Origin of the sequence: Mycolicibacterium sp. Y3 (genome assembly GCF_051188035.1) — a bacterium.
GTDB lineage: Bacteria > Actinomycetota > Actinomycetes > Mycobacteriales > Mycobacteriaceae > Mycobacterium > Mycobacterium fluoranthenivorans.
Map to the genome: position 1 here is coordinate 313,456 of NZ_JAVQLT010000001.1, position 21,062 is coordinate 334,517.

General features: G+C 69.1%; 27 protein-coding genes. 19 read left to right on the forward strand and 8 right to left on the reverse strand.

The features are described 5' to 3' along the window. The first annotated feature begins 30 nt into the window (after positions 1-30). From QN239_RS01475 to QN239_RS01485, 3 genes are all read left to right on the forward strand, one after another. Positions 31-1,473 (forward strand): septum formation family protein, encoded by a 1,443-nt coding sequence (locus QN239_RS01475; protein ID WP_499016490.1) that lies wholly within the window; start codon positions 31-33, stop codon positions 1,471-1,473. A 7-nt stretch (positions 1,474-1,480) separates the two neighbouring features. After that, positions 1,481-1,831, forward strand: a complete 351-nt coding sequence (locus tag QN239_RS01480; RefSeq protein ID WP_090361982.1) for a metallopeptidase family protein — start codon at positions 1,481-1,483, stop codon at positions 1,829-1,831. Between the two features lie 70 nt (positions 1,832-1,901). After that, entirely contained in the window at positions 1,902-2,153 is a 252-nt protein-coding gene (locus QN239_RS01485) for a hypothetical protein (protein ID WP_499007830.1), read from the forward strand. Here the strand turns inward: QN239_RS01485 and QN239_RS01490 are convergent. Continuing rightward, positions 2,105-2,776, reverse strand: coding sequence for a histidine phosphatase family protein (locus QN239_RS01490; RefSeq protein ID WP_499007832.1), 672 nt, complete (start codon positions 2,774-2,776; stop codon positions 2,105-2,107). The genes QN239_RS01485 and QN239_RS01490 overlap by 49 nt on opposite strands. Then, positions 2,773-3,705 (reverse strand): prephenate dehydratase, encoded by a 933-nt coding sequence (gene pheA, locus QN239_RS01495; RefSeq protein WP_499007833.1) that lies wholly within the window; start codon positions 3,703-3,705, stop codon positions 2,773-2,775. The genes QN239_RS01490 and pheA overlap by 4 nt, the downstream gene beginning before the upstream one ends. Positions 3,706-3,820: 115 nt before the next feature. On the opposite strand from pheA, the gene QN239_RS01500 reads away from it, so the two are divergent. The 4 genes from QN239_RS01500 to QN239_RS01515 all read left to right on the forward strand — a co-directional run bounded on the left by QN239_RS01500 (position 3,821) and on the right by QN239_RS01515 (position 7,392). Further along, positions 3,821-4,612 carry a DUF2470 domain-containing protein gene (locus QN239_RS01500; protein WP_499007834.1) on the forward strand — a complete coding sequence of 264 codons (792 nt, stop codon included), beginning with the start codon at positions 3,821-3,823 and terminating at the stop codon, positions 4,610-4,612. A gap of 31 nt (positions 4,613-4,643) precedes the next feature. Then, on the forward strand, positions 4,644-5,411 hold the full coding sequence (locus tag QN239_RS01505; protein ID WP_499007836.1) for a CPBP family intramembrane glutamic endopeptidase: 768 nt from the start codon (positions 4,644-4,646) through the stop codon (positions 5,409-5,411). 31 nt (positions 5,412-5,442) lie between these two features. Then, the gene (locus QN239_RS01510) at positions 5,443-6,705 is read left to right on the forward strand and encodes an LCP family protein (RefSeq protein ID WP_499007837.1); all 1,263 of its coding nucleotides are present in this window, start codon (positions 5,443-5,445) and stop codon (positions 6,703-6,705) included. Between the two features lie 141 nt (positions 6,706-6,846). Then, positions 6,847-7,392: a ferritin gene (locus tag QN239_RS01515; RefSeq protein ID WP_090361993.1), complete on the forward strand. Its 546-nt coding sequence runs from the start codon at positions 6,847-6,849 to the stop codon at positions 7,390-7,392. A 1-nt stretch (position 7,393) separates the two neighbouring features. Here QN239_RS01515 and QN239_RS01520 read toward each other — a convergent pair whose 3' ends face one another. The 3 genes from QN239_RS01520 to QN239_RS01530 are packed head-to-tail and all read right to left on the reverse strand — an operon-like array spanning position 7,394 to position 9,692. Beyond that, a complete protein-coding gene (locus QN239_RS01520) occupies positions 7,394-8,260 on the reverse strand; it encodes a glycerophosphodiester phosphodiesterase (protein ID WP_499007840.1) in 867 nt (288 codons plus the stop codon). A 4-nt stretch (positions 8,261-8,264) separates the two neighbouring features. Beyond that, positions 8,265-9,317 (reverse strand): DUF4328 domain-containing protein, encoded by a 1,053-nt coding sequence (locus tag QN239_RS01525; protein WP_499007842.1) that lies wholly within the window; start codon positions 9,315-9,317, stop codon positions 8,265-8,267. A 21-nt stretch (positions 9,318-9,338) separates the two neighbouring features. Beyond that, on the reverse strand, positions 9,339-9,692 hold the full coding sequence (locus QN239_RS01530; RefSeq protein ID WP_090362001.1) for a rhodanese-like domain-containing protein: 354 nt from the start codon (positions 9,690-9,692) through the stop codon (positions 9,339-9,341). 431 nt (positions 9,693-10,123) lie between these two features. Between QN239_RS01530 and QN239_RS01535 the strand changes: the two genes are divergently transcribed. From QN239_RS01535 to QN239_RS01555, 5 genes are all read left to right on the forward strand, one after another. Then, the gene (locus tag QN239_RS01535) at positions 10,124-10,279 is read left to right on the forward strand and encodes a hypothetical protein (RefSeq protein WP_167154391.1); all 156 of its coding nucleotides are present in this window, start codon (positions 10,124-10,126) and stop codon (positions 10,277-10,279) included. Positions 10,280-10,445: 166 nt separating this feature from the next. Then, positions 10,446-11,069 (forward strand): superoxide dismutase, encoded by a 624-nt coding sequence (locus QN239_RS01540; RefSeq protein WP_090362005.1) that lies wholly within the window; start codon positions 10,446-10,448, stop codon positions 11,067-11,069. A 177-nt stretch (positions 11,070-11,246) separates the two neighbouring features. Continuing rightward, entirely contained in the window at positions 11,247-11,780 is a 534-nt protein-coding gene (locus tag QN239_RS01545; RefSeq protein WP_267291978.1) for a peptidase, read from the forward strand. Between the two features lie 254 nt (positions 11,781-12,034). Further along, the gene (locus tag QN239_RS01550) at positions 12,035-12,751 is read left to right on the forward strand and encodes a TMEM165/GDT1 family protein (protein WP_499007844.1); all 717 of its coding nucleotides are present in this window, start codon (positions 12,035-12,037) and stop codon (positions 12,749-12,751) included. A 435-nt stretch (positions 12,752-13,186) separates the two neighbouring features. Next, positions 13,187-13,585, forward strand: coding sequence for a helix-turn-helix domain-containing protein (locus QN239_RS01555; protein WP_090362012.1), 399 nt, complete (start codon positions 13,187-13,189; stop codon positions 13,583-13,585). 54 nt (positions 13,586-13,639) lie between these two features. Here the strand turns inward: QN239_RS01555 and QN239_RS01560 are convergent, their stop codons facing one another. The 3 genes from QN239_RS01560 to QN239_RS01570 all read right to left on the reverse strand — a co-directional run bounded on the left by QN239_RS01560 (position 13,640) and on the right by QN239_RS01570 (position 16,560). Continuing rightward, positions 13,640-14,821 (reverse strand): hypothetical protein, encoded by a 1,182-nt coding sequence (locus tag QN239_RS01560; protein WP_267291976.1) that lies wholly within the window; start codon positions 14,819-14,821, stop codon positions 13,640-13,642. Further along, complete coding sequence (locus tag QN239_RS01565; protein WP_090362230.1) at positions 14,818-15,309, reverse strand: ImmA/IrrE family metallo-endopeptidase; 492 nt, start codon at positions 15,307-15,309, stop codon at positions 14,818-14,820. Before QN239_RS01565 ends, QN239_RS01560 begins: the two co-directional genes overlap by 4 nt. A gap of 63 nt (positions 15,310-15,372) precedes the next feature. Beyond that, positions 15,373-16,560, reverse strand: a complete 1,188-nt coding sequence (locus QN239_RS01570; protein WP_499007846.1) for a hypothetical protein — start codon at positions 16,558-16,560, stop codon at positions 15,373-15,375. Positions 16,561-16,747: 187 nt separating this feature from the next. On the opposite strand from QN239_RS01570, the gene QN239_RS01575 reads away from it, so the two are divergent. The 7 genes from QN239_RS01575 to rraA are packed head-to-tail and all read left to right on the forward strand — an operon-like array spanning position 16,748 to position 21,051. After that, entirely contained in the window at positions 16,748-17,416 is a 669-nt protein-coding gene (locus QN239_RS01575) for a DUF6474 family protein (RefSeq protein WP_499007848.1), read from the forward strand. A gap of 7 nt (positions 17,417-17,423) precedes the next feature. Beyond that, positions 17,424-17,933, forward strand: a complete 510-nt coding sequence (locus QN239_RS01580; RefSeq protein WP_499007849.1) for a hypothetical protein — start codon at positions 17,424-17,426, stop codon at positions 17,931-17,933. 41 nt (positions 17,934-17,974) lie between these two features. Next, the gene (locus QN239_RS01585) at positions 17,975-18,661 is read left to right on the forward strand and encodes a YcnI family copper-binding membrane protein (RefSeq protein ID WP_499007850.1); all 687 of its coding nucleotides are present in this window, start codon (positions 17,975-17,977) and stop codon (positions 18,659-18,661) included. Next, the gene (locus QN239_RS01590) at positions 18,658-19,161 is read left to right on the forward strand and encodes a copper resistance CopC family protein (RefSeq protein WP_499007851.1); all 504 of its coding nucleotides are present in this window, start codon (positions 18,658-18,660) and stop codon (positions 19,159-19,161) included. The genes QN239_RS01585 and QN239_RS01590 overlap by 4 nt, the downstream gene beginning before the upstream one ends. 5 nt (positions 19,162-19,166) lie before the next feature. Beyond that, the gene (locus QN239_RS01595) at positions 19,167-20,069 is read left to right on the forward strand and encodes a CopD family protein (protein WP_499007852.1); all 903 of its coding nucleotides are present in this window, start codon (positions 19,167-19,169) and stop codon (positions 20,067-20,069) included. A 59-nt stretch (positions 20,070-20,128) separates the two neighbouring features. Beyond that, positions 20,129-20,548: a hypothetical protein gene (locus QN239_RS01600; RefSeq protein ID WP_187097328.1), complete on the forward strand. Its 420-nt coding sequence runs from the start codon at positions 20,129-20,131 to the stop codon at positions 20,546-20,548. Between the two features lie 23 nt (positions 20,549-20,571). Then, positions 20,572-21,051: a ribonuclease E activity regulator RraA gene (rraA, locus tag QN239_RS01605; protein ID WP_499007854.1), complete on the forward strand. Its 480-nt coding sequence runs from the start codon at positions 20,572-20,574 to the stop codon at positions 21,049-21,051. Positions 21,052-21,062 lie beyond the last annotated feature (11 nt).

Consider the following 21,062-nt stretch of genomic DNA (forward strand, 5'->3'; position numbering starts at 1 on the left):
CTTGTCACAGCACGTGACACGCCTGTCACAATAGAGCCGATGTTGGACGCACCCGAGCACCCGGAGCCGTTCCTGCCCGACGGGACGGCTGAGCCGACCCAGCCGCAGCGACGGCTGGGTTGGTTGCGGGATGCGCAGCTCACCCCGACGCGGCGGGCCCTGCTCCTCACCGCCCTCGGCGGACTCATGATCGCCGGTGTCATCACCGTCCTGCCCGACACCGCGGCCGGTGGCCGGCTGGCCGGCCTCAGTTCGGGCACCGGTGGACTGTCCCGCGCCAACAGCACGTTCGACCACGCCTCCAGCGGCGCCTGCCTGAACTGGCCCGACCGGGTACCCGATGCCGCCCAGATCGTCGACTGCACCACCGAGCACCGGTTCGAGGTCGCCGAGGCCATCGACCTGAAGGCCTTCCCCGGCACCGAGTACGGCCCCAACGCCGCGCCGCCGTCGCCGGCCCGTATCCAGCAGATCAGCCAGGAGCAGTGCCAGAGCGCCGTCCAGCGCTACCTGGGCGACAAGTACGACCCGAACGGCCGGTTCGCGGTCAGCCTGCTCTGGTCCGGGGAGAAGGCCTGGCGGCAGAACGGCGAACGCCGGATGCTGTGCGGCCTGCAGTTGCCCGGCGCCGACAATCAGCAGCAGGCCTTCCAGGGCAAGGTCGCCGCGGTGGACCAGTCCAAGGTGTGGCCGGCCGGAACCTGCCTGGGCATCGACCCCGCCACCAACCAGCCGACCGATGTACCGGTCGACTGCGCGAGCCCCCACGCCCTCGAGGTGACCGGCGCGGTGAACCTCGCCGAGAAGTACCCCGCCGGCGTCCCGCCCGAGCAGGAACAGGATTCCTATGTCAAGGACACCTGCGCCAAGGTCACCGATGACTACCTGGCGCCGCTGAAGCTGCGCACCACCACGCTGACCCTGGTCTACAGCACCATCTCGCTGCCCAGCTGGCTGGCGGGCAGCCACCAGGTGTCCTGCAGTATCGGCACCACGCTGGGCAACGGCGGCTGGTCCACGCTGCTCAACAGCGCCAAGGGCGCCTTGATGATCAACGGCCGGCCCCCGGTCCCGCCCCCGGACATCCCCGACGAGCGGCTGAACATGCCGGCCATCCCGCTGCCCTCGATCGACCTGTCCCAGAGCCAGTACTCGGGATCGTCTGACTCCAGCCAGTCCTCGCAGCAGACGCAGTCGACCCAGCAGACCCAGTCCAACCAGCACCTGCCCGGCCAGACGAGCCAAGCGCCCGCCACCCAGAGCACCGCGCCGTCGACGGCCGCGCCGGTGCCGCCCGGGAACACCTTCCTCAACGGTCCGCCCCCGCCCGATCAGGTCGGTGACCAGCCGGTACCGGCTGGTCCGCCGCTGGACGGTCCGCCGCCCCCCGCAGACGCGCCCGCGGCACCCGCCCCGGCGGGTCCGGCTCCCGGCCCGGCAGAGCCGGTGCTGCCGCCCGCGCCGGTGCAGTAATCGCGCGATGCCGGTACAGATGAACCGGAAACGGTTCGACGAGCTGGTGTCGGATGCACTGGACCTGATCCCGCCGGAGCTGGCCGCCGCCGCCGACAACGTGGTCTTCCTGGTGGAGGGCCATCATCCCGAGGAGCCCGATCTGCTGGGCCTCTACGAGGGTGTCGCACTGACCGAACGCGACTCGTCCTACGGCGGCTATCTGCCGGACACCATCACCATCTACCGCGACGCCCTGCTGCAGATGTGCGAGTCCGAGCAGGAGGTGGTCGAGGAGGTGGCGATCACCGTGGTCCACGAGTTGGCCCACCACTTCGGTATCGACGACGACCGGCTGCACGAATTGGGGTGGGCCTGACGGCGAAACGACGGGGGATCATCCCGCGTGGGAACCCACCGATGTCGGTGCGTAGTGCTAAGAACGGGTCATGAGCATCAGCGAGAAGCCGCAGGCGGAATCGCGCATGAGTGCTGAATGCCGGGAGTGCGCGGGCGGTCTCGCACACTGCCACGGCACGGTGATCCTGCACATCGGTCAGCGGGCCGAATGCACCGACGACTGCGGCGTCCCGGAGATCGCGCACACCCTGACCATCGACTGCGCAGTCCTCGGTTGCGGTTGCGTCGCGGATCAGCCCATCGGATCGGGCACCGGGTCCTCGCGGGTGCGCTCCGCGTAGAACGGCGGGCTGAGCGCGCCCCACTGGACGCAACTCCACCGCCCGTCGGTGATCGGGCTGAGCACCACGCTCTCGGTGTTCGCCAGATGGTGATCGAGGGCGAACTTCCCGTCGACACCGGCCAGCACCGCAGCCACCAGCCGGATCGCCGCGCCGTGGCTGACCACCACGATGTCGTGGTGCCAGTCGTGGTCGTCGAGGTGACGCATCCGCAGCCCGGTGAGCACGGGGACGACGCGCTGAAGAACCTGCCTGCCGCTCTCCCCGCCGGGCATGGCCGCGTCGATATCGCCCAGCTGCCAGCGTTCGTAGATCGCGTCGAACTGTGCGACGGCAGCCTCGTCGTTGCGGTCTTCCAGGTCGCCGACCTGGACCTCGTAGATATCGTCGAACTCGTGTGGCGTCAGAGTCAGGCCGGCGCCGATATGGGCGGCCGTCTCCCTGGCCCGGGTGGCCACCGAATGGCCGACCAGGCCGACGGGGTGGCTCCAGTCGCGAGCGAACGTCTGCGCCTGTTCGTGACCGAGTTCGGTGAGCGCGGCACCGGGCGGGCGGGTGTCGAGGCGTTTTTCGACATTGCCGAACGACTGCCCGTGCCGCACCAGAACCAGCCGCCCGCTCACGATCGCTCCCCCTGTCGAAGTGCCGTCAACCACCGGGTCGCCTCGCGTGCCTTTTCCGATCCCGGCGGGTTCGACCCGACCGCGGCGCCGGTCGGCCAGGAACCCAGATACCGGACATCGACGCAGCGCCGATACAGCGCCTTGAGCGCCTCGGCGACGGCGTCATCGGCGATATGCCCGACACAATCGAGGAAGAACTTGTAGGTACCCAATTCCGTTCGGGTGGGCCGTGATTCGATGCGGGTGAGGTCGATGCCGCGAATCGCGAACTCGGTCATGGCGGCCACCAGCGCACCGGGTTCGTTGTCCAGGCTCAGCACCACCGAGGTGCGATCTGCGCCGGTGCGGGCGGGCGGCGGCCCGGGCGGGCCGGCCAGCACGAACCGGGTCCGGGCGTTCGGCTCGTCGACCACACCGGCGGCGAGCACCGACAGCCCGTAACGCTGCGCGGCCAGCGCCGTGCTGACCCCGGCGTCGGCGCGGCCGTCGGCGACATCCGCGGCGGCCGCGGCATTGGATTGCGCGGGAACCACCACAGCCTGCGGCAGTTCGGCGGCCAGCCACCGCCGAACCTGGGCGGCCGCGACCGGGAAGGCCGCGATGGTGGCGACATCAGGGGCCGCCACACCGGCCCTGGCCACGATGCTGAACGCGACGTCGAGGGTGTGCTCGGCGTAGATCTGCAGCGCCGATCCGGTGGCGAGGGCGTCCAGGGAGGGCAGTACCGACCCTTCGATGGAGTTCTCGATGGGCACGCAGGCATAGGACGCCTCGCCGGCGCGGACGGCTTCCAGCGCCGCGGGCGGGCTGTCGCACGGCACCGGAGTGAAATCGCCACCACCACCGGGGACCAGTGCACAGGCCGCCATCTGCAGCAATGCCGCCTCGGTGAACGTTCCCTCCGGTCCGAGATAGGCGATGCGCGGCACGGCTTCAACCCTAGTGGCTCGCCGCGGCGACTCAGGTACGCCGAGAGGAAAACCTTGCGCCTCCCTCAGCCATATAGTTAAGTAAGGCTTACCTCACTAAATGGAAGGCGGTCAGATGACGACTGTGGTGGCGGCACCGACAACGGCCGAGCGGATCCGCAGCGCCTGCGCACGGGCCGGCGGCGCGATGCTGGCGGTCGAAGGGCTCGAGCCGGTCCCCACTCCCGTGCACCACTTGCTCGCCGACGGCTCGTTCGCGGTCACCATCCCCACCGGCGGGCCGCTGGGCGGCTCGCTGGTGTCCGCCGGCGCGGGCGGCCTGCAGGCCGTGCTGGAGATGACCGATTACGCGCCGCTGCCGCTCCGCGAACCGGTGCGCTCGCTGGTGTGGATCCGTGGCCGGTTGTTCACCGTGCCCGCCGGCGAGATCCCGGGCGTGCTCGACCTGATCGCCACCGAACACCCCAATCCCGCTCTGCTGCAGGTGAACACCGAAGGCTCTGCGGGAGGCGAGACCGCGTACGCGCTGGTTCGCCTGGAGATCGAATCCGTGGTGGTCGCCGACTCGACCGGCGCCGAGTCGGTGGGCGTGGGCGCCTTGCTGGAGGCGTTGCCCGACCCCTTCTGCGGCCTGGAGTCCGGCTGGCTGCGCCACCTGGAGTCGGCGCACCGCGATGTCGTGGAACGCCTGTCGGCGCGCCTGCCGATGACACTGCGCAGCGGCCGGGTCCGACCCCTGGGCCTGGATCGCTACGGCGTCCAGCTGCGCGTCGAGGACGAGTCCGGTGACCACGACGTGCGGCTGCCGTTCGCCAAACCGGTCGACGACGTCACCGGCCTGAGCCAGGCCATCCGCGTGCTGATGGGCTGCCCGTTCCTCAACGGGCTACGCGCGCGCCGAATCTGAGCACACCGCCGCGGCGGTTACCGTGTCTGCGGTGACCTCAGGACTGGATCCAGCGGCCGAACTTCCCCGGCGCACGCTGCGCATCGAGGTCCTCGTCGTCCTTGCGGTCACCTTCGGCCTGAGCGCCTACACCGCGCTGCTCGATCTCATCGAAGCGGTCCTGCTCGGCCTGTCCGGCCGCCATGTCGCGCTGAACCAGCGCCGGTCCCCCTTCGACCTGATCGACTTCGGCCTCAACATGGCCGCTGTCTTCCAGCTGGTCGCCTGGGGCGCGCTGGGCCTGTACCTGCTGTGGCGCAGCGGCTTCGGGCCGAGAAGCATCGGGCTCGGCCGGATCCGCTGGCATCCCGACGTGACCGGCGGCCTGGCCCTGGCCGCGCTCATCGGGCTGCCGGGGCTCGGGCTGTACGTCGCCGCACGGGCGCTGGGCCTGAGCGCCGCCGTCGAACCTGCCCAGCTCTACGACACGTGGTGGCGCATCCCCGTACTGCTGGCGCTCGCATTCGCCAACGGCTGGGCCGAAGAGATCATCGTCGTCGCCTTCCTGATCACCAGGTTGCGCCAGCTTCGGGTCAACCCCATGGCGGCGCTGGCCGTCTCCGCGGTCCTACGCGGGACGTATCACCTGTACCAGGGCTACAGCGCCGGGCTGGGCAATGTGGTGATGGGGCTCGTGTTCGGTTACGTCTGGATGCGCACCGGCAGGCTGTGGCCGCTGATCGTCGCGCACGGCTTGATCGACACGGTGGCGTTCGTCGGCTACTCACTGGCCGCCGGCCACTTGAGTTGGCTGGGCTGAATATGCGGCCGCGACCCGTACATTCGCAGTTGTGAACGACGACCGGCCGCCCGGACCGGAGCCACTGCCGCCGAGGCCGAGGCCAACCCGGCGGGAGCCGTCTCAGGTCATCCGCCGCGACCCCGGCCATCGGCCGCCGCCCGTCTGGCCTCCCGCTCCGCCGACACCGCCACCACCGGCACCCCGGCGGCCGACACCCCCACCGCCGCCGCCGGTCCGTCGTCCGGCACCACCGCCGCCACCACCCTTGCCCCCAACCAAGAGGCAAACCGCGCCACCCGCGCCCCCAACCAAAAAGCAAACCGCGCCACCGCCGGCCCGGCCACGCCGCCGCGGCCGGTTCCGGCGAGCCGCGGCACTTCTCATGGCGCTGATACTGACCGTGCTGGCCGCCGGCGTCGGCGGTGCGGTCTGGTTCGACACCACCCTGCACCGGATTCCCGCACTGGCGGATTACCCGGACCGGCCGAGCGCCGGCAAGGGCGTCACCTGGCTGCTGGTGGGTTCCGACAGTCGCCAGAATCTGTCCCCGGAGCAACAAGCCGAGCTGGCGACGGGCGGCGATATCGGCAACGGGAGAACCGACACGATCCTGCTGGTCCACATCGGCGGGTGGGCGTCCGGCGTGCCCACCACCATGGTGTCGCTGCCTCGCGACTCCTATGTCGACATTCCCGGCCACGGCCAGGACAAGATCAACGCCGCATTCGCGATCGGCGGCGCACCGCTGTTGACCCAGACCGTGGAACAGGCCACCGGGCTGCACCTGGACCACTACGCCGAGGTGGGCTTCGACGGATTCGCCGAACTCGTCGACGCCGTCGGCGGGGTGACCATGTGCCCGGCCGAGCCGATCAGCGACCCACTGGCCGGTATCGATCTCCCCGCGGGCTGCCAGGAGCTCGACGGCCGCAGTGCGCTCGGCTTCGTCCGTACCCGGGCCACGCCCCGGGCCGACCTGGACCGGATGCTGCACCAGCGCGCCTTCATGTCGGCCCTGCTGCATCGGGCGGCCAGCCCGGCGGTACTGCTCAATCCACTGCGCTGGTACCCCATGGGGCACGCCGTCGGCGGGGCACTCACCGTGGATCAGCGCGGCCATGTCTGGGATCTGGCCCGGCTGGGCTGGGCACTGCACGGGGACACCGTGACCACGACGGTGCCCATCGGCGATTTCACCAGCAGCGACTCGGGTTCGGTGGTGATCTGGGACCGCGAGGCGGCCGGTCGGCTGTTCGCCGCGCTCGCCGCCGACACACCGGTCCCCGCGGACGTTCTCAACACCATTGGGTGAATGTCCCCAGACTTCGGCTCAGCAAACTTTGCCGCTTGTCCAAAACGCCCCCTAACTGGAGTCACTCCAGTTAGGAAACGCTAACCTGAATAAGGGTCACCTTTGCTGACAAGCCCTCTGAACTGCACTATTGTCATTCCCATGAACGACGCGACCCCACTCGACACGAAATTCAACACGCTCCTCCGGGAGCAGATCCGCAGCGAATTCACCGCGTCGCAGCAATACATCGCCGTTGCCGTGTACTGCGACGGATCCGACCTGCCTCAGCTCGCCGCGCACTTCTATGCCCAGTCCGTGGAAGAGCGCAACCACGCGATGATGCTGGTGCAGTACCTGCTCGACCGCGACCTGGACGTCGAGATCCCGGGCGTCGACGCGGTGCAGAACTCCTTCGACACCCCGGCCCAGGCACTGCGGTTGGCCCTCGAGCAGGAGCGCACGGTCACCGAGCAGATCACCCGACTGGCCAGCGTCGCCCGCGAAGAGGGCGATTACCTCGGCGAACAGTTCATGCAGTGGTTCCTGAAGGAACAGATCGAGGAGGTCGCCACCATCTCGTCGCTGGTCCGCATCGCCGAACGCGCCGGCGCCAACCTGTTCCACCTGGAGGACTTCGTCGCCCGCGAACTCACCCGCGGCGGCACCGACCCGAGCGCCCCCAAGGCCGCCGGCGGAAGTCTCTGATCTAGTCCCGCCCCACCCCGGTCAACCCGTTCTGCAGCCAGTCCTTGGTGCGGCCGGGGTGGTTGGTGGCGACCCAGCCGACCCCGACGTCACGGCAGTACCGGACGTCCTCGTAATGGTCGACGGTCCAGCAGTACAGCGCGCGGCCCTGCGCGGCCGCGCGGTCCACCAGTTCGGGGTGGTCCCGCAGGGTGGCGATGGACGGCCCCACCGCGGTGGCACCCACCGTGGTGGCCGCACTGCCCCCCAGATAGCGCGACGTCTCGCCCAACAGCACGGTGGGCAGCATCGGCGCCGCACGCCGGATCCGCCACACCGCCGCCGCCGAGAACGACATCACCACGGCGCGGGCCAGATCCGCTGACGGCGGCGCGGCGATCCCGTACCGGTGCAGCAGCGCCAGCACCTTGCTCTCGACAAGGGCGCCGTAGCGCACCGGGTGTTTGGTCTCGATGAAGATCTTCACCGGCCGCTTCCAGTCCAGCACCAGCGTGAGCAAGGCGTCCAGCGTCAACAGCCCGGTATCGCCGGACGCGCCGCCGGCACGCCAGCCAACATGCCAGGAGCCGTAGTCCAGCTCCCGCAACTGGGCCAGCGTCATCTCGCTGACCAGACCGGTTCCGTCGGAGGTGCGGTCGACCCGGCGGTCGTGCACGCACACCAGGTGCCCGTCCCTGGTCAGCCGGACATCGCACTCGACGCCATCGGCACCTTCCTGCAAGGCCAGCTCATACGCAGCGATGGTGTGCTCCGGACGTTCGGCGGAGGCACCCCGGTGCGCGACGACGAAGGGGTCGCGTTCGGCCGGGGAGGCCGATATCGGTTCCGATCCGGCCGGCCCAGTGGCGCCGGCGTCGCCCGCGGTCATACGGCTATGCTGCCGGGTTTTGGTCTTCGGCCTCAACCGCTGGCGCGGATTCGGTCGATTCCTCTTCGGATCGGCCGGCGCTGGGCACCGTCGCGACCATCACCCAGCGCTTGACCGGACGATCGACGGGCCTGCGCTCGAAGCCCTGGAAGACCTCCAACACGAGCACCACCGTCGCGAGCGCCAGCAGGTAGGCGATCGTGGTGGTGACCGTGTTGTTCGCGATGCCCTGGGCATCGCTGGCGAAACTGGTGGCGATCGAGAACACCGACACCACCGTGCTGAGCACCCACGCAATCCACCATGCGGTGATCCGCAGGCCGGTACGGCCCTCGGCGCGGGCGAGTTCGATGAGGTACACCGGCGCCCAGAACAGATTGACCAGCGGGATCAGACATCCCGCCCACAACTGCCACTTCGATCGCGGATCTTCGCGGCCGTGGTGCGCGAACACCGCGGCCCGACGGGCGATGAGCCAATTGGTCAGCACCACCGCCGTCACGACCACCGCGAATGCCGCCAGCACGCTGGCCACCACCCCGCCCCAGGTCACCACCGCCGCGAGTAGGGGGTTCAGCAGCACCGTGCGGTTGATCAACAGCAGGGCGTATCGCACGATGTGCGTCAGCACAGCGAAGCCCAGGAGAGCCATGGTGGTGATCAGGGTGGCGCGGACCATCGTCGCCGACGGCCCGCTGCGGGCCCCGGCACCGGTCGTGGTGTCGACGGTGTGCTCGCCGGCCGGGTCGTAAAGGCTCCAGCGCGGAATGCCCGCGTAACGCGGAGTGGGTCCCAGCGGCCGGCGGGGCTGCCGGGGTGGCGGCGGCGCACCGGGGCGCACCGCGATCCATTTGAAACCCTGTGGGAGCGGACCGGGCTGCGGCCGGTTGGGGGCAGCTGCCGGTGCGCCCCACCGCCGATCCGGAGGACCTTGCGGAGGCGGCGCCGGCGGCAGCGCACCGGGCGCCAGCAGGGTGCCTCGGCATCGCGGGCACCAGACCCGCTGGCGGTCACGGACGTTCCACCGCGTCCCGCACTGAGCGCAGACCTGAATCACGCCGACCAGCCTACGGCGTGCTCAGACCGTGCCGACGGAACCGCCGTCCGGCCCCTCCGGCGCCGTCACCGGCCGGCCGGCCTGTGCCCACGCCAGCATCCCGCCGGTCACGTTGATGGGCTCGAATCCGTTGCGGGCCAGATACTGGGCAACGCGCAGCGAGCGGCCGCCGGCATGGCACATCACGTAGAGCGTCGCGTCCCGGTCGATCTCGTCGATCCGGGCCGGGACGTCGCCCATCGGGATGTGCTGCGCGCCGGCGACATGTCCGCGCTGCCACTCGTCGTCCTCGCGGACATCCAGCAGGACCACAGAATCGTCGAACGTCAGCGGAACGTCGTTCACTTCGGCATGCGCCACGTCAATGTCAGACATAGGCAGACATTCTCGCCGGTCCGTCGGTGCGTGCCTGGCAGTGGGTCATACGGTCCATGCTGGCATGGGGTGACCGAGCCAGCAATGAACGGGCTATCCACAGTTTCCACAGGTTCATCCACAGGCACTGGGTGCCATAGAACCCCCGAATGCGTGCGACTCCGCCGACCGGCTGTGGATAACCTGAGCCCCAAACACGCCACGATCAACAAGGGCAGGCGTGGGCTGAGCGAAAAAGATCGCCGAGCTAACTTTCGCATCCGGTCAATTCGGCCGGGTTCGGATCAGCGTGATCATTCCCCCCGGGGCACAATCTCAAGCACGGGTGCCGATTTCGCCCGTGGCTGATCAAGGCTTATGATCACCGTCACCACAGCCGTGTGACAGATCTCACTGGGGGATATTTCGATCGTGCAGGTCAGGAGCTTGTGATGGCAGCGCACCCACTGGGCCACGGAGCAGCCGTGCCCCCGTCCGACTGGCAGGGCCCGGCGCGGATGTATGGCAACCAGGCCATGGCCTGTCTGCGCGCCGGCGTGATCGCGCTGGTACTTCTCGCAGTCCTCGCACTCATCGTATTGACCTGACCGCGGCCGCTCTTATTCCCCGTCTGCGCTGACGGCACACGTCCTTGCGGTGCCAGCCGTCATGAGGCAAGGATGGAGTCGAGCTTGTTGTCGAGATACGCCTGCCATATCCGATGCCGAACTCCACCGCCGATCCAGACGGATCACATGACTAGGAAGGAAGCCAGTGGCTGAATACACCCTCCCAGAGCTTGACTACGACTACAGCGCCCTGGAACCCCACATTTCCGGACAGATCAACGAGATCCACCACAGCAAGCACCACGCGACCTACGTCAAGGGTCTGAACGACGCGCTGTCCAAGCTCGAGGAAGCCCGCGCCAAGGACGATCAGTCGGCCATCTTCCTGAACGAGAAGAACCTGGCGTTCCACCTCGGCGGTCACGTCAACCACAGCATCTGGTGGAAGAACCTCTCCCCCAACGGTGGCGACAAGCCCACCGGCGAACTCGCGCAGGCGATCGACGACCAGTTCGGTTCGTTCGACAAGTTCCGTGCGCAGTTCACCGCGGCGGCCAACGGCCTGCAGGGCTCGGGCTGGGCCGTGCTCGGCTATGACAGCCTGGGCGACCGCCTGCTGACCTTCCAGCTGTACGACCAGCAGGCCAACGTGCCGCTGGGCATCATCCCGCTGCTCCAGGTCGACATGTGGGAGCACGCGTACTACCTGCAGTACAAGAACGTGAAGGCCGACTACGTGACCGCGTTCTGGAACGTCGTCAACTGGGCCGACGTGCAGGACCGGTTCGCCAAGGCAACCACCAAGACCGGCGGCCTCATCTTCGGCTGAGCTGCCCCGCACCCCCAACGGGACCCCGCGCGCCGCGAGCGTGCGGGGTCCCTTGCGTTGCGTACCGGTTCGGCTCTGGCACTCGTGTCCTCTTGCGTGCTAGCCACCTCCTGCCTCATTCTGTGCGGATCGACCCACAGCAGTGTCGCCAGCGTTCCAGCACTGTCGGGAGGCCAGATGGATACCGGACCCCAACAAGCGGTGGAGATTGCCCCGTTCCACACCGGTGGTTCCCTCAAAGGATTCGTGGTGTCCGGCCGTTGGCCCGACTCGACCAAAGAGTGGGCGCAGCTGCTGATGGTTGCCGTCCGGGTTGCATCGTTGCCCGGATTACTCTCCACTACAACGATTTTCGGTGTACGCGAGGAGCTTCCGGACGAGCCCGCACCGGGCACGGTCGGCCTGGTGCTCGCCGAGGGTCCAGTGGTCGGTGAATCTGCCGTTCCCCCTGGCTTTTTCGCCGCCCGTCAGCCGCCGGCCCTGTTGATGCTGCACCCGCCGTCGGAGACCACTCCGTCACTGCCCGAATGCACCGGTGCGGCTTCGGGTTGCGTGCTGCTGCCGGGTCTGCCACACCTCGGCCTGGAGCACCGGGCCGCCTGGGTGGAAGCGGAGTCCGACGGGACCATCACGTCGATGATCAGCCGCGTGGGAGTGGACCCGATCAGCCATCCGGATACCGCGATCCTGGCGATGCTGCTTGCCGCATAAGGCTTTTCGCATACCGTCGTAAGAAAGTGCGGGCACCCGAACTCGGCTGCCGAGCTGGCGCGGTCACCCGCGGGCGGTTATCGTCGGTGACATCAGCGAAGGGGAGTAGCCCCCAATCGCCGTGTCGACATACTGGCGAAAGCCCGGCCGGCGAACCGCACCTGAGCTTGCAGGCGTGGTGGGCGAGACCTTCGACCGAATGTCCGGTGGCAGCTGCACGCAGCCCGCCGGCGCCGTGTCGAAAGGTCGTCGTCGTGCTCAGTGCCGCACTCGTCAGTCTCGGGGTGGTGTTCGTCGCCGAACTGGGTGACAAGTCCCAGTTGATCACCATGACCTACGCGTTGCGGCACCGCTGGTGGGTGGTGCTCTCCGGCGTCGGTATCGCCGCCTTCCTGGTGCACGGCCTCTCCGTCACCATCGGCCACTTCCTGGGCCTGACCCTGCCGCAACGGCCCATCGCCTTCGCGGCAGCCATCGCCTTCCTCCTCTTCGCCGCGTGGACCTGGCGCGACAGCCGCGCCAAAGACGACGACACCCAAGAAGTCCGGGTCGCCGAGCCGCGGTTCATCGTGTTCGCCGTCGTCTCCTCCTTCGTGCTCGCCGAACTCGGCGACAAGACGATGCTGGCGACGGTGGCGCTGGCCAGCGACCACAACTGGGCCGGCGTGTGGATCGGCGCCACCATCGGGATGGTCGCCGCCGACGGTGTCGCCATCGCGGCGGGCGCACTGCTGCACCGACGGCTGCCCGCGGGCTTCCTGCACGGCATGGCTGCGGTGATCTTCGCCCTGTTCGGCTTCTGGCTGTTGTTCGACAACGCGCTCGGCCTGCGCTGGCTGGCGGTCGCGGTCACCGGCACCGTGGCGGTCACGGCCATCGGTACCGCGGCGCTGCGCTACCGGCGCAAACGCGTGGTTTCCACCACCGAAAGCGGCTCCGCGCCACTGGATTCGTCGCCCGAACGCCGCTGAACGACTGCTGGCTACTGCCCCTCGCCCGGATCACATCCGAGATCGGCCGTGGCGCCCGCATATTCACGTGGCCATAAGCCGACCTACGCAGGAGGCTAACCATATTTCGCCAGCGTGCACAGCAAATTCGAGTTCCCGCTTTGCTGCGGGTAGCACTCCCGGCTGGGCGGACACCATGGGCAAGCTGTGACAATCCGTCCCGGTGTGCCGATACGGGCAAAACAACGCATACGTCATTTTTTCGTTCGCCGGACCGGCGGTCCTGGGTTTTCAAAACTCCCTGAGATGCTGCTGGGGGGCCCCGCGGAGTATGCTGCGTCAGTGGGTTGAGACTTTTCAGTGGTTTGCACTTGGTTGTGGCGATAACTCTCGCTACGATGATCAGCAAATACGAGACTAACGTGCACCGCTCGTGAGTTATGTGGAGGAAAGTAGATGAGCAAGACGTTCGCCGCCCGGCTAAACCGGTTGTTCGAGACGGTTTACCCGCCGGGACGCGGCCCGCACACATCTGCTGAGGTCATCGGCGCGTTGAAGGCTGAAGGCGTCACGATGTCGGCTCCTTACCTGTCGCAGCTTCGTTCGGGCAACCGCACGAATCCCTCGGTCACGACGATGGCCGCGCTGGCCAACTTCTTCCGGATCAAGCCGGCGTACTTCACCGATGACGAGTACTACGAGAAGCTCGACAAAGAGCTGAGCTGGCTGGCCAACATGCGCGACGAAGGTGTGCGCCGCATCGCCGCCCGCACCGTCGGGCTCTCCCCCGAGTCGCAGCAGGATCTCGCCCTCAAGGCCGACGAGCTGCGCCGCAAGGAGAACCTCGACAGCTGACCCGGCTTCGGTCAGGTCCCCGAGAACGTCACCACACACGGTGTCATCGCGCGTCTAACGCGCGGTGGCACCGTGTGTGCGTTCGAGATCGCAGTACTGCTCGGCGATCGCCAGAATCCACTCCCGATCCGAGAACGTCGGCGGCTGACGCAGCCAGTTGAGCCCGGGAAATTCCCGGTTGGCGGCGTCACGGTCTGCACCGCGACCGTCGTAGATCCACTGCGCGATACCCCTGGCCTGTTCGGCGGCCGGCACCGGCGGACCCTCCAGCTCGGCGATATCCACGAATTCGTCGGGATCGTCGTCGTGGTCGTCAGCCAGCTGCCGGGCTGCCGATCCGTGGGCCTGGACGCGCCGGCGGACGGTCTCGGCCGCGGTGGCTTCCAGATACAGCGAGTCGGAGATCAGGGACATCTGCTCGGCCACCCGGAACAGCAGCGGCCCCCGCGGGCGCACACCGATACCCACATCCGGGTGCCGGGCACTGAGTTCGGCCAGCAGTGGCGAAACCGTGCGCAGTTCACGCCGGGCGCCGAACCAGTCCTCGATACTCGGCAACAGGGATCCGCCCGCGACCACCAACATGGCGCACCCGAGCAGCGTCGCCGCAGATCCGACCCCGAGCAGGTCGGTGTTCCCGACAGCCCGGAGCAGGAAGAAGGCACTGGCCAGGACGATCAGCACGATTCCGATGCTGAACACGAACAGCGCGCGCCCGCGCCGGGTGCGGTTGGAGTGCCGTACACCCGCCCATGCCACCAGGGTCAGCGCCAACAACACGTAGAGCATCGGCAGCAGCCACGCCGACCAGCCGCCCGCCGAGCCCAGGTTGCGGCGCAGGTACTCCTGCGGCGCCATCTCCGGCTCCTGCCCCGAGACGAAGAACCCGACCATCGTGCCCACCGCGATGGCGAGCGCCACCAGGTACTGCGCGATGGCGATCCGCCGGATCGTCACCGGCTTACGGTCCGAGGCCACCGTGGTGATCATGACGCAGCTGCCCGCCGCACAGGAGATCAGCGCCACCTGGCTGAGCGCGACGGCGATATTGGGCCAGTGCAACGCCGTGTCGATCAGCAGGGTCAGCGGCTGCCAGTTCAAGGCCGCGACAGTGCCCAGACTGCCCAGCGCCAGAATCATGGCGCTGCTGACCAGGGATTGCTTGTTGACCAGAGCCCATCCGATACGCAAGCCGGTCGCCAGTCCGAGGAGACCGGCGATCACCCAGACGATCAACCAAATGCCTCTCCGAGCCGCACCTGCACAATCGACGATCGATCGGACGGCAGCCGGCCGAGACGGTAGATCAGCAGTGCGGCGAAATCCTCCGCCTCCTGCTCGGCGTCCTCGCCGGCAGGTCCCATGCAGCCGGTCCGCTGGTTCAGCATGTAGCCGATGAGGTCAGATCCGGCCAGTTCCATGGTTCCGCGGGCCGCCTCCACCACGGAGATGCCGTCATGCCCGAGCACGAGGTGGCCGAGCTCGTGGGCCAGGGTGCGATCCCATGCAGGCAACCCTTTTTGGATCAGAAACACGTCGTGGTCAGCGTACTGACGCCACTGCCCGCAGACACCGGCCGGCAGATCCGCCATCTTCAGTTCGATCGGGCGGCCGCGGTCGGCACTGACTGCCTCGACCAACCGTGGCAGGGACACCTCTCCCTTCCGCGGGGCAAGATCCAGTACGGCACTGACGGCTCTGGTCACACTGCGACTAGCAGGCATTTCGACCTCCTTCCGGTACTTTCCACTATGGCGGTGCAGCGCCGCGTAGGCGAGCACTTCCGGTCAACTCGTGAACCGCGCCGACCGGGCCGATCGCAACGCGAGCGCCGACCGGGCCTGGCGGTACCCAATGATCCCACCCGCTCCCGTCAGCAACATGATCCCCGTGAACCCGGGAACGGCAACCGCAACCACCTGCGAGGTGCCAGCCGTGCGCAGGTACTCGCCGTACCCCACCCGGTAGGACGCCGGCACCACAGGATTGTCGACGGCCTGAACCGGTGACCGCGGCGGTTCTGCGGGAGAGCGCGGAGCACTCGGGGCCCGCGGCGCGGCAGGGGGCGGGGCCCCGGATCCCCCGGCCGTCGCTCCGCCGGCGCCACCGCCACCGCCTCCGCCCGCCGCCAGTGGCACGACGATCTGTGGCACCGACACCGGTGGCAGCGGTAAGCCGGCGGCCGCCGAGGCCAGCCCAGGCAAGACATCGACCACATCGGGAAGGGCGGGCACCACCGGAACCTCGCCGTTCGGGGCCCACTGGGGAGCCGGGGTGGGCAGTTGCATCACCGGGGGCCGGGACGGACGTCCGGACGGCGGTTTGGGGGCACCGCTGCCGACACCGCCGTTCCCGTTGCCCGGGGACACCACGACCGGTTTGGGCCACCACCAGGGCAGGCAGTGGTGGTGGCCGTTGTCATCGCACTCGTCCGGATCGTCCGGATCCTCGGGATCGTCCGGGTCTTCGGGATCCAAGCCTGGGTCCGGCGGATCCGCGACCGTCGACGGCAAGGTGGAGCCCAGGGGCGGTTGGGCGGTGCCCGGCGGCAGCGCCGGAGGCGACGCACCCGCCCCGGTGTTTCGTTCGCCGGCGGCTCCCGAAGACGCGCCGCCCGAGCCGCGATCGACGGTCTCGGATTGTTTGCTGGATGTGCCACCCTTGGTGCTTTCCCCAGCATCCGACGGCGCCGCGCCGCGGCCGTTCCCGATGACCACGCGGGGTGGCTGCGGGTGCCGCCCGCGCCGGTCGGGACGACTGCTCCCCGTGCCGTCGACAGCAGCCGGTCCCTCCGGGTCCGAGGGGGCGTCGCTGAGGGTGCCGCCGGTCGTCCCTGCACCGCCCGCACCATCGGTTTCGTCCGGGTTGGCAAACGCCAGTGCGCCGCCGGCACCACCGACGAACAGGCCGGAAACCATCAGACAGGCTGCCGCCGCGACTCGCACCCGCGACACCACGTCGTCACCACCCCTCACGGCACCGCACTGTGTGGCGGCAGGAATTTACCCGATTGTCGCACACCGGGGTCAAATTGTTTGCTGAGAGACAAAATGTGCTACCACGAGAGGACACCGGCGGCCGATGCATGTTACGGGCGATAGTGTTGGCCACACTGCCGTCCTGCGACCGCGGTAGTCGATGAGATATTGGGAGGCAACGCCGATGGGCCTGTTCACGCGACGCAAGAGCCGGGCGATCCGCCGGGCCGAGGCCCGCGCCATCAAGCGCTCCATCAAGACAAAGGCCAAGCTGGAGGCCAAACTCGCGGCCAAGAACGACGCCCGCCGCGTCAAAGCCGACCGCAAGGAGCAGTCCCGGGCGCTCAAGTCCCAGATCAAGGCCCAACGGGACAGCGATCGCACGGCACTCAAAGTTGCTGAAACGCAGCTCAAGGCCGCCCGTGAGGGCAAGCTGCTCTCACCCAGCAGGATTCGCCGGACCTTGACGGTGTCACGCCTGCTCGCACCGATTCTCGTGCCGCTGGCCTATCGCGTCGCGGTGACCGCACGGGGCATGATCGACCAGCGCCGCGCCGACCGCCTCGGCGTTCCGCTGAGCCAGCTCGGCCAGTTCTCCGGGCACGGCGCGGCGCTGTCGGCGCGGATCGCCGGTGCCGAACAGACGCTGCGGCAGGTGGCCGCCAAGAAGCCCAAGGACGCCGAGACCAAACAGTTCGTCACGGCGATCACCGACCGGCTGACCGACCTGTCCGCCGCGGTCACCGCCGCCGAGAACATGCCGTCGGAGCGCCGCCGCGCGGCACACGCCGCCATCACCGCCGAACTCGACGGTGTCGACGCCGACCTTCTGGCGCGCCTCGGACTCGGCTGAGACACCCATGACCGCCGCATCGCCCCGTCGCCCCGCGCTTCTGCGCGGTGGTGCCGTCGGGGCGCTGACGGCGGCATTGGCCCTGGCCGCGCACGGAACCGCGTCCGGCATGTTCCCCGCGGGCGCGGCGACGGCCCAGCTCCTGGTCCTGGCCGGTGCGGTGGGAGCGGTGGCATCGACCACCCGCAGGGGCTTCTGGCCCCTGCTGGCGGTGCTGGCGGCCGGTCAGGCGCTAGGCCATCACCTACTCGGCGTCGGGGATCACCCGCACGTCTCGGCGCACCCCCTGACGATGCTGGCCGCTCACCTCGCCGCGGTGCTGGCGGGGGCACTTCTGATCGGGGCGGGTGAACGGCTGTGCGCCGCACTGTCGCGCGCCGTCGCGGCCATCGCAGGCCCGGTATCGCTGACAGTGGCACCTGCCCCCTTGACCTATCGCGCCGAGGGCCAACCGCTGCACTCGGTTTCGTTGTTGCGCTCGTCGATATCGCATCGGGGTCCTCCGGTCCCGGCTTGACCGCCGACCCCTGACCCTCACCCCAGAAAGCCGACAACAGAATGCGATTCACCCACCGGGCGCCCGCGCGCGCCCTCCTCACGCTGGCAGCGGCCGGCGCCGCGCTCATCACCGCCGCACCGGCATCCGCGCACGTCCACGTCGACGCCGACGACGCCCATCCGGGCGGCTCCGCCGTGCTCACCTTCCGGGTGCCCGGCGAGTCCGAAAAGGGCGCCCTGACAACACAATTCAGCGTGACCCTGCCGAACGTCGCCTCGGCCCGCACCGAGTTAATGCCCGGCTGGACCGCACGCCTGGACCGCGACACCGCGGCAGGCACGGTCCGTTCGGTCACCTGGACGGCCGCACCCGCGGTCGGCATCGCACCCGATCAGTTCGGATTGTTCAAGATCTCGGTGACCCTGCCCACACAGGACACGGTCAGCTTCCCCGCCACCCAGACGTATTCGGACGGGACCGTCGTGCACTGGGATCAGGCCCCGCTGCCCGGCGGCGGCGAACCCGAGTACCCCGCGCCGGAGTTGTCCCTGACGGGCGAGCCCGAGCCCGCCCATGCGTCGGCGCCGCCCACGGTGGCGGCGGCGCCCACGGTGGCGGCGGCGCCCGCTGCAGACGCGCAACCGCTCAGCCGGGCCGACAACGGCGCACGCTGGCTGGCCGGCGGCGCCCTGGCCTTGGCCGCGGTCGCCGTGGCCGCCGCGCTCATCGGGCGACGACGGGCATGAGACTGCGCATGCTGGCCGCGCTCGGCGCTGTCCTCGCGATGATCGCGCTGGCCGGAGCCGGCGTGGCCTCGGCGCACGCGGTGCGGGTATCCAGTGACCCGGCCCCGGATGCCGTGCTCACCGACGGGCCGGCCCGGATCACCGCCACGTTCAACGAGCAGCTCCAGACGGCGTTCGCCTCGATGACGCTGGTCGGGCCGGACGGCAATCTCTGGTCGACGGGCGAGGCCAAGGTGCAGGGCCCGGCGGTCCAGGTCGATCTGCGACCGCTCGGCCCGGCCGGCACCTACACCGCCAACTACCGGGTGACATCCGCCGACGGGCACGTCGTGAACGGCTCATGGTCGTTCCGGCTCTCCGTGGCGGGTACCGGCACCCCGGGCCCACCCGTCGCCGCACCGGCAGCCGCGGACGGGGAGATCCCCGTCTGGCCCTTCGCCGTCCTCGCCGTGGCGATCGTGGGCGCGGGCGTGTGGTGGAGCCGGCGCCGGCAGACGTGAGGCGAATGCTCGGGGGCACGGCGGCGCTGGTGGTCGGGCTCCTGCTGGCCTGGGCGTTGACCTACCCGCAGGTGGCGTTCGGCGCCACCGTGACCCGGGCCGCGGCCGACGTGGCCGCGGTGTTGGTGCTGGGCTTGGCGTTGGTGCCGATGCTGGACATCCCGCGCTACCGCGACGAACTGGCCACGCGCAGTGCCGCGGCGATGACGGTCGCCGCGGCGCTGTGGCTGGTCGCGGAGGTGGCTCGGCTGTTCACCGCCGCTGCCGCCACCGCGGCCGTGCCGCTGAGCACCCTCGGGGTCCGGACCACCGTCGAATACGCGATATCGACGGTGGCCGGCCGGGCCGACCTGATCAGCGTGCTGGCCGCGGCGCTGGTGGGCGCCCTGACCATCTGGTGGCGGACACCCGCTGCCGGGGTCGCGGTCGCCGGAATCGCGGCGATCGGCACCACCGCGCGCACGCTGGCCGGCCATCTCTCCGAGAACGCGTTCGGCGGGATCGCGGTCACGCTGCACGCCCTTGCCGCGGCCGTCTGGTGCGGCCTGCTGGCGGCGCTGGTGCTCACCGTCGGGCATCGCGGCCAGTGGGCGCGCGTGCTGCCACGGTTCTCGGCACTGTCACTGTGGTGCGTGGTGGTGCTGCTGGTGGGCGGGATCGGCAGTGCCGTGGTGACGCTCGACACGCCCACCCAGTTGTGGAGCACCGGCTACGGGCGGCTGGTCCTGGCCAAGGTGCTGTTCACCGCCGCGCTGCTGGGGTTGGCCTGGCACAACCGGACCGATTGGCTGCCGTCGGCTCGGGGACATCGCGTGACGGCAGCCACCTCCAGCCGGCGGTCCTACACCGAGTTGGCTCTCATGACCGTGGCCCTGACGCTTGCTGCCGCGCTGGCGGTCACCGGCTAGCGATTACCCGACTGGCATGATGGAACCACTGTCTGTGCCACAGCGAAGGAGCGCCCCACATGGCCGACGAGCCGGACCGGCCCGACGAGACACCGAGTGAGCAGCCACCGGTTCCGCCTGCGAAGAAGGCACCGGTCAAGAAAGCCCCGGCGAAGAAGGCTCCTGTGAAGAAGGCCACCCCGGCCAAGAAGGCAGCTCCGGTCAAGAAGGTCGCGCCCGCCAAGAAGGCCGCCCCGGCCAAGAAAGTGCCACCGCCGCCCGCGGCCCCGAAGCCCGTCCCGGCCGAGCCGCTGTCACCGGCCAAAGAAGTTGCCGCCCAGGCAAAGTCGACTGTGGCCACGGCTCCCGCGCAACTCGTCGCGGTACCGTCACCCGGTCCGGAGCAATCCCGGTGGCCGTTGGCCGCGGCCCTCGCGGCCGCCGTGCTCGCGGTGCTCGTGGTGTACCTGGCCCGCCGCGGGTCCGACGAACAGGACTGAGCCGCCTCGCTAGCATCGACGGCGTGAGTATCGAACCCCGCGCCACCGCCGACCTGGTCGATGAGATCTATCCCGACGTCCGCAGCTGCGATCTGCAGCTACAGAACTACGGCGCGCGCACCAGCTTCGCCGGCCGGATCACCACCGTGCGGTGCTTCGAGGACAACGCGCTGCTGAAGTCGATTCTGTCCACACCCGGTGAAGGCGGGGTACTCGTCGTCGACGGCGACGGTTCCCTGCACACCGCGCTCGTCGGCGACATCATCGCCGGCCTCGCGCGCGACAACGGGTGGGCCGGTGTCATCGTGCACGGGGCGGTGCGCGACGCCGCGACGCTGCGCACCATCGATGTCGGTATCAAGGCGCTGGGCACCAATCCGCGCAAAGGCACCAAAACCGGTGCCGGGGAGCGTGATGTCGCGGTCACCTTCGGTGGCGTCACCTTCCTCCCCGGCGAGATCGCCTACAGCGACGAAGACGGGATCGTCGTCGTCGCCCCCTAGGACGGCCAAAC